Origin of the sequence: Pseudomonas vranovensis DSM 16006 (genome assembly GCF_000425805.1) — a bacterium.
Taxonomy (GTDB): Bacteria; Pseudomonadota; Gammaproteobacteria; order Pseudomonadales; family Pseudomonadaceae; genus Aquipseudomonas; species Aquipseudomonas vranovensis.
Genome location: NZ_AUED01000033.1, coordinates 1 through 14,253 on the forward strand (window position 1 = coordinate 1; position 14,253 = coordinate 14,253).

The 14,253-nt window shown below is 60.0% G+C and carries 9 protein-coding genes and 1 rRNA gene; 7 read left to right on the top strand and 3 right to left on the bottom strand.

The features are described from left to right. Together H621_RS0119205 and H621_RS0119210 are read left to right on the top strand one after the other, a co-directional pair. Positions 1–4,167, top strand: a 4,167-nt coding sequence (locus H621_RS0119205; RefSeq protein ID WP_028944944.1) for an immunoglobulin-like domain-containing protein, incomplete at its 5' end; no start/stop codon positions are given. Positions 4,168–4,325: 158 nt separating this feature from the next. Then, positions 4,326–4,667, top strand: a complete 342-nt coding sequence (locus tag H621_RS0119210) for a hypothetical protein (protein WP_028944945.1) — start codon at positions 4,326–4,328, stop codon at positions 4,665–4,667. A 35-nt stretch (positions 4,668–4,702) separates the two neighbouring features. Here the strand turns inward: H621_RS0119210 and lapD are convergent, their stop codons facing one another. Then, positions 4,703–6,649, bottom strand: a complete 1,947-nt coding sequence (gene lapD, locus H621_RS0119215) for a cyclic di-GMP receptor LapD (RefSeq protein ID WP_028944946.1) — start codon at positions 6,647–6,649, stop codon at positions 4,703–4,705. 10 nt (positions 6,650–6,659) lie between these two features. Further along, positions 6,660–7,322 carry a cysteine protease LapG gene (gene lapG, locus H621_RS0119220; RefSeq protein ID WP_105642841.1) on the bottom strand — a complete coding sequence of 221 codons (663 nt, stop codon included), beginning with the start codon at positions 7,320–7,322 and terminating at the stop codon, positions 6,660–6,662. 336 nt (positions 7,323–7,658) lie between these two features. Between lapG and H621_RS0119225 the strand changes: the two genes are divergently transcribed. From H621_RS0119225 to H621_RS0119245, 5 genes are all read left to right on the top strand, one after another. Then, positions 7,659–8,351, top strand: a complete 693-nt coding sequence (locus H621_RS0119225) for a GntR family transcriptional regulator (protein WP_028944948.1) — start codon at positions 7,659–7,661, stop codon at positions 8,349–8,351. A 215-nt stretch (positions 8,352–8,566) separates the two neighbouring features. Then, positions 8,567–9,070, top strand: a complete 504-nt coding sequence (locus H621_RS0119230; protein WP_028944949.1) for a sigma-70 family RNA polymerase sigma factor — start codon at positions 8,567–8,569, stop codon at positions 9,068–9,070. 6 nt (positions 9,071–9,076) lie between these two features. Continuing rightward, the gene (locus H621_RS0119235) at positions 9,077–10,045 is read left to right on the top strand and encodes a FecR domain-containing protein (RefSeq protein WP_028944950.1); all 969 of its coding nucleotides are present in this window, start codon (positions 9,077–9,079) and stop codon (positions 10,043–10,045) included. A gap of 175 nt (positions 10,046–10,220) precedes the next feature. Beyond that, complete coding sequence (locus H621_RS0119240; protein WP_028944951.1) at positions 10,221–12,638, top strand: TonB-dependent siderophore receptor; 2,418 nt, start codon at positions 10,221–10,223, stop codon at positions 12,636–12,638. Positions 12,639–12,723: 85 nt separating this feature from the next. Next, a complete protein-coding gene (locus H621_RS0119245; RefSeq protein WP_028944952.1) occupies positions 12,724–13,899 on the top strand; it encodes a PepSY-associated TM helix domain-containing protein in 1,176 nt (391 codons plus the stop codon). A 61-nt stretch (positions 13,900–13,960) separates the two neighbouring features. On the opposite strand, the gene rrf is transcribed toward H621_RS0119245, so the two are convergent. Continuing rightward, positions 13,961–14,076, bottom strand: a 5S ribosomal RNA gene (rrf, locus tag H621_RS0119250). Positions 14,077–14,253: the final 177 nt, after the last annotated feature.

The following is a 14,253-nucleotide window of genomic DNA, read 5'->3' on the forward strand; positions in this document are numbered from 1 at the left end:
GTCAGCTCGGCCGTGACTGAAAAACCACTGGTGATCAACCTCGCCAATGGCCAGCAGATCACCATCGCCGTCGGTGAAACCACCGGCACCGTGCAAGACACCGCGCCGAACAACGTCCATGAAACCAACCTTGATCTGACCAACAGCATCAAGGACTTCAGCGGCGGCAACTTCGAGAAACTCGAAGCCTCGGGCGAAACCAACGTCACCGTCACTGATGGCCCAGGTACCGAAGACACTACCGGCCTCAAGCTGACCGCGACCCCGTCGGTCGACGAAGGTGGCAAGATCACTTACACCGCCACCTTGACCAACAAGGCCGGTACCGACATGACCATCACCCTGGACAATGGCAAGACCATTACCATTGAAGCGGGCAAGACTACTGGTACCGTCACCATTGATGCACCGGGCGATGACGTGTACATCGACGAGGGCAATGTCGGTGCGAAAATTACTGGCACTAACGGAGGCGACTTCGAGAGCCTGGTAATCGACGGCACCACCGCTGTAACCAAAGTGACCGACACCATCGACACCACCACCCTGAAACTGACGGCCACTCCGTCGGTCGATGAAGGTGGCAAGATCACCTACACCGCCACCCTGAGCAATCCGGCAGGCACCGCGGTGACCGTGACCTTGAGCAATGGCAAGACCATCATCATCGGTGCGGACAAAACCAGCGGCAGCATCACTATCGATGCACCGAGCGATGACGTGTACATCGACGCGGGCGACATCAGTGAAACCATCACTGGCGCCACCGGCGGCAACTTCGAAAAACTGGACATCAGCGACAAGCCGGCCGTCACCCACGTGAGCGACACCATCAACACCACGACTGTCGGCATTACCGGTACCACGTCGGTTGCCGAGGGTGAGAACGCCACCTACACCTTGACGCTGTCCAACAAGGCGGAAGCGGACGTCACTATCACACTGCATTACTCCGGCAAGGCCGAGAATGGCTCCGACTTCAACGGCGTCACCACTGTGACGATCCCGAAAGGCAGCAGCAGCGTTAACTTCAATGTGCCAATCCTGCGTGACAACCTCGCTGAAAGCGCGGAAAGCTTCAGGGTGCAGATCACCGGGGCTACCGGTGGCAACTTCGAGAAGTTGGAGGTCGGGGGCAATAGCTTCGTCGACACCACTATCCTGAGCAACGAGGCGCCAGTGGCCGCCGGCGGTGCTGTAACCGGGACCGAGGACACCGACCTGGTGCTTACCTGGGCCAACTTCGGTATCTCCGATGCCGATACCCCTGCCGCCAACCTGGGCCTGACCATCACCAAGCTGCCTGCCGACGGCGTGCTGCAGTACAAGGAAGGCAACACCTGGAAAACCCTGACCAAGGCTGACGTCGATGCTGGCAAGGTCTTCAGCAAGGCCGATATCGATGCCGGCAAGCTGAAGTTCGTACCGGACCTGAACGAGTCGGGCATCAATGCCAATACCAGCGGTGTGGGTGATCAGAAGTCCGACTATGCGCAGATCCAGTTCAAGCCAACCGACGGCCAGGGCAATGGCAACGAGGCAACGCTGAAGGTTGATATCATTCCTGTTGCCGATGCTCCAACCCTGAATATTGGCAGCAACAGCGTGAACTCGGTCGGGCTGATCAAGGAAACCTGGAACAGCCTTACCGGCCTGGGTACCAACGGCAACGGCATTACCGGTGATGCGTTGAAGAATGTCTTCGACAAGTCCGGCAATCCGAACAGCAGCTCGACGGTGACCAATGCCCAGTCCGACGGCAGTGTGACCGGTGGCTCGGGCTCGAAGACCTCTGGCCTGATCTTCCTGGAAGCCGGCAAGACCTACAGCTTCAGAGGGATCGGTGACGACAGCCTGTTGATCACCATTGGCGGCAAGAACGTGGCTTCGGCCACCTGGGGTGCCGGCGGCGCGATCAGCGGCTCGTTCACGCCGACGATCAGCGGTTACTACACCCTGGATATCTACCACGCCAACCAGAGCGGCCCGGGCAGCTTCGACGTCAACCTGTCGGTCAACGGCAGCACGCCGGTTGACCTGAGCAACACCAACATCCCGATGTACCCAAGTGTCAACGACCTGACCAACGCTGGCGTGACCGTCGGCGAGCTCCATGGCAGCAACGGCGAAGGTTACTACCAGGGTTACAAGCTCAATGAGGGCGCCGAGAACGGCACCGTCAAGCTGGTGGGTATCTCGTCCAACCTGGTCGACACCGATGGCTCGGAAAAACTCAGTGTCAAGCTGGGCGGTATTCCGGAAGGCTCGGTGCTGAGCGATGGCGCAGGCCACACCATCACTGTCGGCAAGACTGAGGTGGATGTCACCGGCTGGAACCTGAACGGCCTGAGCATCAAACCGCCGGCGTACTACCACGGCCAGTTTGACGTCACCGTTACCGCGACTGCGACCGAGAAGGCCAACAACGATACTGCCTCCACTCCAGGCAAGATCACTGTCACCGTTTACCCGGATACCTACACCACCGGTAACCTGACGGCTGAAGACGATACGGTAGACTTTGGTACTGCCAACGACATCGTCGTTGCCGACGTCAGCGGTCTGCACGTGACGCCTGGTCAGGATTACAACCTCGCGTTCATTGTCGATACATCGGGCAGCATGGAAACCTCGGGCGTCAACGCTGCGAGAAAATCCCTGGAGTCGGTGTTCAACACCCTGGCCAACAGTGTCAAAGGTGCGCAGTCAGGTACGGTGAACATTCTGCTGGTGGACTTCTCCGCGAACGTCAATGCCACTGTGTCGGTCAACCTGGCCGATCAGGATGCGCTGAAGACACTGCAAGCGGCGCTGGACAAGTTCAGAGCGGGTGGCGGAACCAACTACGAGGATGCGTTCAAAACCACCGCCAACTGGTTCCAGAACCTCAAGGATGCAGGCAGCACCGGTGATAATCAGACGTTCTTCATCACCGACGGTCAGCCGAACATCTACCAGACTGGCGAGAAAGGTAACCCGACCTTCACCGGTTCCAATTACACGATGGACGGTGTGTTGGCAGAATTGAACTACAAGCTTGGCGATGTGATCTCCAACTACGCGGTGGGTAACAACAACCGGATCAGCATCAACAAGAACGGTTACCTCACGGCCGAGTACAAGTCTGGCCGCTACTGGTACGACGACAACTACGCCTCTGGTGAGCTTCACGCTCAAGGTGACGGTACTTACGAGCTGTCGTATTCAAGCTCCAGCAGCTGGTACGTCACCAGTAACACCAAAGAATCGTTCCTGTTGCTATCCAAGCACTCGACTGTTGAAGCGATCGGTCTCAACAATGGTGTTAATGCCAATGACCTGAAGCCATACGACACCGATGGCAAGCCGCAGACCAACATCGACCCGAGCAAGCTGGCCGAAGCTATTCTTGGCCACACCGAAGCAACCAAACCGGGCAACGATGCGGTCGGCGGTGGCGATGGTCATGACATCCTGTTCGGCGACCTGGTCAGCTTCGATGGCATTGCCGGTAACGGCGTCGAGGCCATGCAGGCTTATGTGGCAGGCAAGCTGGGTGTGCAGTTGGGTGATGTCGACGGCCGTGTGCTGCACCAGTACATCGCCGAGCACGTCAGCGAGTTCGACATCTCTCGTACCAACGACGGTGCCGATACTCTGCTGGGCGGCGACGGCAATGACATTCTCTTCGGCCAGGGTGGCGACGACTACCTCGATGGCGGCAAGGGCAATGACATCCTGCTGGGCGGCAGCGGCAAGGACACGCTGATCGGTGGCGAGGGCAACGACACCCTTCTCGGCGGTGAGGGCAATGACATCCTCTTCGGCGGCAAAGGTGACGACACCCTCATCGGTGGCGGTAATGCCGATACCTTCGTGTGGAAAGCCGGCGATACGGGCAAGGATGTGATCAAGGACTTCAAGCCTGCCGAAGGTGACCGTCTGGACCTGAGCGACCTGCTCCAGGGCGAGAAGGTCAGCACCATCGACAACTTCCTGAAGATCACCACGGTCAACGGCGAGTCGACCCTGCAGGTCAGCTCCGAAGGCAAGCTCAACGCTGCTGGTGGCCTGGCCAATGCCGACGTGACGATCAAGCTGGAAGGCGTCAACTGGGCCAACACCACGATCAACTCGCTGGTGACCGGCGCTGACCCGACCATCAAGATCGACCACTCCAACAGCTGATGACTGAACCTGCGGTAGCCGATGCCTGGCTACCGCAGCGCCAGGGCTTTGCCAGTACCGTATTCACATTGCATACTCGCTCGCCGGGCCCACAGCCCGGCGAGCTTGGCCTATGCTGCTGACTGCGGATACGGACTCAATTTGACGAGGGATACCCCATGTTCTACGTGCAACGCGATGCACTAGGTCAGCTGCTTCGGGTAGAAGCCGCGGCCTTCGATGGGTACACGGAGGAGTTGCCGGCCGACCACGCCGAGGTTCAGGAATGGTTCGCCGACGATGTTGTCGAGAACAGCCTCAAGCAACTCAAGCAAAGCGACCTGGACATGATCCGGGTGCTTGAAGATTTGATCGAAGTGCTGACCACCAAAGGCGTGATCAGCATTACCGACCTGCCAGCCGGTGCGCAGGCCAAGTTGCTCAACCGATCCAGTGCGCGTGAAGCCCTGGGTGGCCTGAACAACCTGATCGATGACAGCGAGGAAAGCGGTCTGATCTGATCGCTGCGGGCCTCCCTCAGGCCCGCTCAGCCTGTTTAGCGCCAGGGCGCGGGCTCACCCACCAATCGTCCCTGAACGCCCTGGATACCCATCTCACGCAGCACCTTGAGCTCTCCCTCGGTTTCTACTCGCTCGGCAATCAGCGGTAGGTCGATGCTGTGCGCGGCGCGCTGGATCGCCTCGATGAACAGACGTTTGTGGCGTTCCTGGTCGATGGCGCGAATATAGCTGCCGTCGATCTTCAGGTACGCCAGCCCCAGGTGGGCCAGGTTGCCGATCATGCTGAAGCGACCACCAAAACGCTGCAGGCTCAAGCTGTAACCCAGTGTGCGCAAGCGCCGGGTCAACTGCTCCAGCACCGCTTGCTCGGGCAACTGCTCTTCACCAATTTCCAGGGTCAGCCGCGGGCCCAACGAGGGTTGCTGGCCGAGCAGTTCATAGATGCGCTGCAATGCCTTGGGATCGGCCAGGGTGGCCGCCGACAAGTTCAGCGCCAGCGCTTCGGTGTGAGTCTGCAGGTGCTTGAGCACCTTTTCGAGCATCAGCACGTCGAGCCGTGCCGACCAGCCAAAGCGCTCCAGCCAGGGCAGGAAGCGCCCGGCGGCAATGGCCTGGCCTTCGGCGTCGAGCACCCGCGAGATCACCTTGTAGTGCAGCACCTTATCCGGTGCATTGCAGTCCACCACCGGCTGGAAGAACAACTCGAATCGCCCTTGCTGCAGCGCCTCGTCCAACAACGTATGCCAGGCGTGATGGGTATCGCCGGCCTGCGGCGCGGTACCTTGCTCAAGACATACCCAGCCCGGTTCCACCTGGCTCTCGGCCCGGGCCAGGGCTTCATCGGCCAGCTTCAGCAATGCCTGCGGCGAATCGCCCGGGCTGTAGGGCGCCATGCCGATGCAGGCGACCGGGGTGACATCGGTAGCGCCAGTGTCGGCCAGGCTCTGCAGCGTCACTTCCAGGGCCTGGGCCAATTGCACCGCCTCTTCATGCACCAGCCCCGGCGCCAGCACCGCGAACTCGCCGCCACGGCTACGGGTGATGAGGTTGTTGGTTTCCGGGTAGTTGGCGCAGGTGCGTTGTAGTTGCTGCCCGACCGCCTGGAGCAACTGGTCGGTGCGCTGGCCACCCAGGCGCTGGTTGAGCCCGGCCAGGTCCTTGACCCGCAATAGCAACAGGTAACCTGGGCGGGCTTCTTCGATGTTGCTGACCTGGGCGTTGAGCTGCATCTCGAAATAGCGACGGTTGGCAAGGCCGGTCAGGCTGTCCTGGTAGGACTCGACCCGTAGCTTCTCGCTGCGCTCGGCCTGTACCTTGAACAGTGCCTTGAGCTTCTCGACCATCTGGTTCATGGCCTGGACCACCCGGCGAAGTTCAGGGGTGGTCGGCAAGTCAGGCAGGCTGAGAAACTCCCGGCGGGCAATGGCATGCGACTGCTCCACCATATAGTCCAGCGGTTTGAGCTGGCGCCGCAGCAACAGGGCGCCCAGCACGGCGCTCAACGCCCCGCACAGCAGCAACCAGCCCAGGCTGCCCAGGGCGCTTTGCCAGAGCTTGGCCAGGGCGAACATCGGGTGGCTGACCACCTCGACCCGTGCCGCCTGCTGCCAGCCGCGGCTGACGATGGCGTCACCTCCGGCGGGCTCAAGGCCGATCAGTCTAATGAACCAGGCCGGCACGCTGGCCGCATCCGCCTCAGCGTGACGCTCCACCAGCACGGCGTTGGAACCCAGGTCGATGACCTTGATGCTTGAGTAATAACCACTGTCGAAGATCGAGCTGACCATCAGCTCGACCATCGCCGGGTCGTCGATATTCGGGGTCAGCGACAATGCCAGGGCGGTGGCCGCATCCTGGGCGTGAGAGCGCAACTGGTTGACGTATTGGCTGCGCGAGCTCTCCAGGCTGACCATGAAGCTGCCGCTGAAAGCGACTACCAGGAACAGGCAGATGGCAAGCAGCAATTGTTTGAACAGTGACATCTGTGCTCCTTTAGTAAACCGGCTCGGCCGGGAAACCTTCGGCCTGCATCTTTTTCAGTAGATCCTGCCAGCGCGACAAGCGTTTCGTGTCGCCGACCTTTTTGTTACCCCCTGCCCCCGTCAGCCACAACCCTTCACCATTGAAGGAATAGACCGGCAGCAGGTCGGTACGCTCACTGGCGGGCTTGATCGCGTCCATCAGGCTGTCGAGTACCAACGGCATGGCGTTGGGGCTCGAATAGTAGGTCAAGACCATGTGCGCGCGGTTCTGACGCAGCGCCTTGACGTAGGTGATGCGCAGCTTTTCTGCTGGTACGCCCATGCGCCGCAGGCTGAAGTACTTGGCGATAGCATAGTCTTCGCAATCGCCCTGCCCCTTGATCAGGGACTGTATGGGCGTTGCCCAGTAGTCGACCTCACGCCACAGGTCGATGTCTTCGACATAGCGCAACTGGTGGTTGAAGAACAGATTGACCCGCTTGAGCTGTTCGGCCTCGCTGCCCTGCTTCTGCGCGGTCAGCAGGTTCTGCCAGGCATCGATACGACCTTGTCCCGCCCCCATTGGCCCGTACAGGGACTGGGCGCGACGGCTGATCTGGGAGAAGTCCCAATCGGCCTGCAAGCTGCCCAGCAGCAGGCAGCCGAGCACAACGGCAAGCCCCAGCCGGCGCATGGTCAAGTGAACAGCCCAACGTTTCGCCACTGCGAGAACCCGCGCAGACTCGTGGAAAAGCACCGATGGTGCGGCCTTGTCCATTAAAAAACAATGGCACCTTACAATCATTGCGCCACCCCCCCTTGCTGGCCTGCGGCATAGTCTTGGCCAGCCGCTCTGTCGGCGCAGCTTCCCTTGGGGAAAAACTTCATTCACGATAGCAAGTACCGCCGCGGCCGTGGCCTGCCGGCAACGTTGGACGCCCGTCCCCCGCGGTTTGACATGCACTCATCCTCTAACTAGTGTGATTGGATCCAATTCCGAGCACGCCTCCACACAAGGGCAGCGTAAAGCGTGACCGATAAATCCAGACCTCTGAGCGAAATACTGGGCGGCGAGCAAGTGCCTCCGCACCTGGCTCGTAGTGTGATTGAAGAGCGGTTGCGCAGCGCTATTCTCGATGGCCGCCTGGTACCCGGCCAGGCCCTGCGTCAACAGGAGCTGGCCACCTTGTTCGGCGTTAGCCGGATGCCGGTGCGCGAAGCGCTGCGCCAGCTTGAAGCACAGTCGCTGTTGCAGGTGGTGGCGCACAAGGGGGCCGTGGTCGCACCGCTGATCGGTGAAGATGCCATGGACACCTACGCCCTTCGGGTGATCCTGGAGTCCGAAGCCCTGCGCCAGTCGGTCCCGCGGCTTGGGCCAGAAGACATAACCCTGGCCCGCAGCTATATCGCGCAATTGGAAAACGAAACCCGCCATGCCGAGATTGGTCGGCTCAATCGCCTGTTTCACATGTGCCTGTACAGCAAGGCCAGCAACAAGAAACTGCTGCGCCTGATTGAGATCGAACTCAACGAAGAAGAGCGCTTCCTGCGGTTTCACTTGTCTTCCATGGGCCTGGGCAAGCTGACCCAGGATGACCATAACGCGCTGGTGGACGCCGCCAGCGACAAGTCGGTCGAGGACGCCATCCATATTCTCGAGCGTCACTTGAACAAGGCCGAAATCACCATCAAGGCCTACCTCAACAGCCGAACCGCCGAATAACCCCAATCACACCCTCCGCTTGGTTGCCGCTGCCACCAGGCTGCGATCGGTCGCGAAGCAGTCGTACATGGCGACGGTTGCACAGTAGATTGCAGCCCGGTAGCAGAGGCTGCGACTTCCCAGCGAAGCGCTGTTCGAGAAAAGTTGCAAAATATTCCCGGCGCCCCAACAATGCGACTAATTATCATTTGTGACCCCTCCAGCAGCGCACCTACATGTCCCCTCAAGCGTCCGTGCATTCGCTTTACAGTCATCACCACAGTTGGTTGAACACCTGGCTGCGCAGCAAGCTGGGGAATGCCGCCGATGCAGCGGACCTCGCCCAGGACACCTTCGTGCGCCTGTTGCAACGCAGCGAGCAGTTTGAACTGACTGCCCCGCGAGCATTCCTGCGCACGATCGCCCGGGGCCTGGTGATTGATCATTGGCGCCGTGAAGAGCTCCAGCGGGCCTACCTTGAAGCCCTGGCGCATCTGCCTGAGGCAGATGTCCCATCGGTCGAAACCCGTGAGCTACTCCTGGAGTTGCTCGAACGCATCGCGCTGATGCTCGACGGGCTCAAGCCCAAGGTCCGACGGGCATTTCTGCTCGCCCAGTGTGAAGGGCTGACGCACAAGGAGATCGCCGAGCAGATGGGCGTATCCCTGCGCTCGGTAGAGCGTTATGTGGCCGATGCGCTGTATCACTGTTATCTGCTGCGTTATGAGTCGCAGGATTAAACGGCAATGAGCGTTCTGAATCCCGCGCCCCGGGTGGTCAAGCAAGCCATTCACTGGATGCTCAAACTGCGCGAAAACGGCAATAACCCTCACCTGCTGCAACAGTGTGAACACTGGCGCGCGGCGCATCAGGAGCATGAGCTTGCCTGGCAACGGGTGCAGTCATTGCACCGGGAGTTGAACCTGCGCTCGCTACCCGGTGCCGGAGTCGCTTTGCAGACGCTGGAAAACAGCAACCAGCGTCTGCATCGACGTCAGGCGCTGAAGCTGCTCAGTGGCGCCGTAGTACTCGGTTCCGCCGCCTGGCTGGGCAAGGATTTCCGGGCCCTCGATAACTGGACGTCAGACTTTGCCAGCGGCACGGGTGAACGCCGCAGCTTCCGCCTGCCCGATGGCTCTGTACTGCAACTGAACACCGACAGCGCCGTCGACCTGGCCTTCAACAGCAAGCAGCGCCTGATCCGCCTCAAGCGCGGCGAAATGATGCTGACCTGCGCCAATGACACGACCAATGTGGCCGGCCGTCCACTGTTGTTACAAACACCTCACACCCTGCTCGAAGGCTTCGATGGCCGCTTCGTGGTACGCCAGGAGCCGGACTGCACAAGGGTGAGCGTCAGCCAGGGCAGCGTGGCGGTGCATGCACCTGGGACGCTGCAATGGTTCAGCACAGGCCAGTCACTGCGAGTCGATGCCCAGGGCGTCAGCCTGCTCCAGCATTTGGACATGGATGCCGGGGCCTGGGCCGAAGGCCTGATCGTGACCCGCGATATGCGCCTCGCCGATTTTGTCGCCGAGGTAGGCCGGTACCGACATGGCATGCTCGGCTGCGCCGATGACATTGCCGATCTGCGCTTGTCAGGGGTGTTCCGCCTGGAAGACACCGACAAGCTGTTGCAACTGCTGCCCCAGACGTTACCGGTCAAAGTCAGTTACCGGACACGCTGGTGGGTGCGCCTGGAACGACAGGCGTGATTTTTTGCAGACATTTCTGGCGGGTTTTTCTCGCGAGTCCGGCTAGGACAGTAAGCGACCTCTTCTGCCCTTACCGACTCAACGGATGTTCTCCATGCGCAATGTTTCGCCTTTGCTGCGGCCCACCAGCAAGAATGATTTTCAACCTTTCTTAGATTCTTCCTGCCGCGGCACCCTGGGCAACGCTATCCGCGCCGCCCTGCTCGGCACGGCCCTGGGAGTGGCTGCATTGCCTACACTGGCGCTGGCAGAACAGGCCGGTAGTGTGAGCCAGCAGTACAACATCCCGGCTGGCTCGCTCAACGAAGTACTCAACCAGTTCGCCCGTCAGGCGGGTATTACACTATCGAGTACGCCTCAGTTGACCGAAGGCCTGCAATCACCCGGGCTATCGGGCAGCTACAGTGCCGACCAGGCCTTGCGCCAGTTGCTCAATGGCTCCGGGCTCGAAGCCAGCAGCCAGGACGGCAGCAGCTATGTATTGCATGCTCAGACGCAGGACGCTGCCCTGGCCCTCCCTACTACCGAGGTGCGCGAGTTTGCCCTGGGCAACGCGCTGGGTAGCATGGAAGGCTACAACGCGACCCACAGCCAGGTAGCGACCAAGACCAGCATGGCCCTGCTGGAAACGTCACAATCGGTCTCGGTAGTCACCCGCCAGCAGATGGACGACCAGGGCTCGCAGACCGTGGCGCAGGCCATGCGCTACACCCCTGGCGTACTGACCAACCCGTACGGCGCCACGCACCGCTACGACTACGTGGCCATGCGCGGCTTCAACGATGGTTCTGTGGATAACATCTACCTGGACGGGTTGAAGTCCATGGGTGACAACGGCACCTACAGCACCATGCAGGTCGACCCGTATTTCCTCGAGCGCATCGACATTCTCAAGGGCCCCTCCTCGGTGCTCTATGGGCGCAGTTCGCCGGGCGGCCTGGTTGCCCTTACCAGCAAGAAGCCACTGTATGAGACCTTCCGTCAGGTGCAGGCGACGGTGGGGACCCAAGGACATCGGGGCGCCGGGTTCGACTTCAGTGGCCCGCTGGATGATGACAAGCGCATCGCCTATCGCCTGACGGGCCTGGCCGATGCTTCCGACACCCAGTTCGATCACAACAAGGAAGAGCGCTATGCACTGGCGCCTTCAGTCAGTATCAACTTCAGTGAAGACACCTCACTGACCCTGCAGGCTTATCTGCAGCATGACCCCAACGGCGGCTATCACGGCGCCCTGCCGGCAGACGGCGCACTGCATCCACGCAATGGCCTGCGGCTGTCCGATCACTTCTTCGAGGGCGAGCCCGACAGCGACAATTACGAGCGCACTCAGCAGTCCTTCAGCTATCAGTTCGAGCATCGCTTCAACGATGTCTTCACCGCACGACAGAACTTCCGCTACCAGGATTCAGACGTGTCGATGGACCAGGTCTACTTTGCCGGCTGGGCCGACCCCGCTACCAACGAGATGAACCGCGCCTATACCGGTGGTGATGAGCGACTGCATTCATTCATCGTCGACAATATGCTGCAGGCTGAATTCTTCACCGGCTCGGCCAAGCACACCTTGCTTACCGGTGCCGACTATCAGCGCCGCAAGGCCCGAGTGGACTGGCGCTACGGCACCGTCAACAGCCTGGACGCCGGGAGTCCGCAGTATGGCAATGGTGACCTGCAGATCCTCGGTGAGAACCGCTACCTGCGCCGCCTGCAGCAGACCGGCGTGTACATGCAGGACCTGATTGAACTGGACAACTGGCGCTTCTCGCTGGGTCTTCGTCAGGACTGGGTGAAGACCTCCGAGGAAAACCGTGACATCGAAGGCAGCCGTGTCAGCGATTCGCCGACCAAGCTGACCGGGCGGGCGGGTGTGCTGTATGTGTTCGACAACGGCATCGCGCCGTATATCAGCTACTCCGAGTCGTTCAACCCCAACAGCGTTTCCGACCAGAACGGCAAGCCCCTGGCACCCACCGAAGGCACCCAGTGGGAAACCGGTATCAAGTACCAGCCACCCGGTACCGACAATCTGTTCACGGCGTCGGTGTTCCACATCGAGCAGGAGAACCTGGCGTCCAAGCAACCGAACGAGGACTTCTATCGTCCAGTCGGCGCGGTTCGTTCCCAGGGTGTAGAGCTGGAAGCGCATGTGCAGGTGAGCGACAACCTCAAGGTGTTGGGTAGCTACACCTTCACCGACATCGAGTACTCCAAAGCGATGCCGAGCCTGGTAGCCGCCGACCTGGACAACAATGGCAACTCACCGACCCAGGCGCCGCGGCATATGGCGTCGCTGTGGTCCGACTACAACTTCCGCCAAGGCGCCCTGGACGGGCTGCGTCTTGGCGGTGGCGTGCGGTACGTGGGCTACAGCTGGGTCGACGCGGAGAACACCATGAAGGTGCCCTCCTACACTCTGTTCGACGCCTCGGTGGGATACGACTTGGGCAAGGTCGGGCTCAAGGGTATGGATGTCAGGCTCAATGCCAACAACCTGACCAATGAGAGCTACATCGCCTCCTGTGCCAGCCTGAGCTACTGCTACATGGGCGAAGAGCGCAACGTCGCTGCCACGGTCAGCTATCAGTTCTGATCCTACGGCTATGAACCCCAAAGCCAGCACCTGATTCCGGGGCTGGCTTTGTCGCATCTGGCGACTTCAACTCGGACTTTCGATCATGCGTCATCTCTACGTTTTAATGCACCGCTACCTTGGCCTGGTCACGGCCCTGTTTCTGGCCATGGCTGGCCTCACCGGCAGTGTGCTGGCCTTCCATCACGAACTGGACGAATGGCTCAACCCCTCTTTCTATGAAGCAACGGCGGTCGGTGAGCGGCAGCAACCCGGTGCGCTTGTGGATAAGGTTCAGGCCGATCATCCACGGCTGCAGGTCTGGTATATGGAATACCCCAACGAGCCGGCACATTCGGCGTTGCTGGCAGCCGTACCACGCAATGATCCGGCTACCGGGCAACCCTATGCCGAAAAGAACACGGTTTTCTATCTCGATCCGGTGAGCGGGCAGACGCTTGGCCAGCGATATTGGGGCGAGTGCTGCTTCTCGCGTGAGAACTTCATGCCGTTCATGCTCGAGTTGCACTACAACCTGACCCTGCCAGGCAATTGGGGAATTCTGTTGATGGGCGTGGTGGCCATTCTCTGGGTGGTCGACTGCTTTATCGCCGTGTTACTGACCCTGCCTCGAGGGCGGCCGTTCTGGCGCAAGTGGTCCACTGCCTGGAAGATCAAGGGCGGACATGCGTATCGAATGAACATGGATATCCACAGGGCCGGTGGTTTGTGGCTGTGGTTGTTGCTGGTGCCGGTGGCAATCAGCAGTGTGGCGATGAACCTGCCGACCCAGGTGTTCAAGCCGGCGGTGTCGTTGTTCTCGCCTGTGGAGCCAAGCGTCTATGAGGCCCGAGGCGGCGTACCGAAGGAAGAATTGGGGCAGACACTGCTCACTTATCAACAGGCCTATCAGCTGGCTCAGCAAGAGGGTCAGCGCTTGGGGCTGACGGCACTGATCGGTGAGCTGTACTACAGCTTCGAGTACAACTTCTACGGCGCAGGCTTTGGCCAGCACGACACGGATGCCCAGGGTAAATCCTGGTTGTTCTTTCACGGCACAGACGGGCAGTTGCTGGGTAAAGAGATCGCCGGGCAAGGCACCTTGGGGGAACGTTTCTATCGCTTGCAGTTACCCATACACGGCGGACGCATCATCGGGGTGACGGGTCAGGTATTGATTGCGGTACTGGGGGTGATGATTGCAGTGCTGTCGTTGACCGGGGTGTACATCTGGTGGCGCAAGCTGCAGGCACGGCGTAGTGGCAAGGCACGGAAGGTGTAAACCCTGCCCCCAGAAAGACAAAACCCCTGTCTGCAGTGCAGACAGGGGTTCTGGAATTGAATCTTGACGATGACCTACTCTCACATGGGGAAACCCCACACTACCATCGGCGATGCATCGTTTCACTGCTGAGTTCGGGATGGGATCAGGTGGTTCCAATGCTCTATGGTCGTCAAGAAATTCTGTGTGCCGGTCCGTCTGTAACAACGTGCCAGCGAATTCTTGATGCTTCTACTCTAAAGACAAAACCCCTACCTGCGTGTGCAGATAGGGGTTTCGGAATTTAATCTTGACGATGACCTACTCTCACATGGGGAAACCCCACACTACCATCGGCGATGCATCGTTTCACTG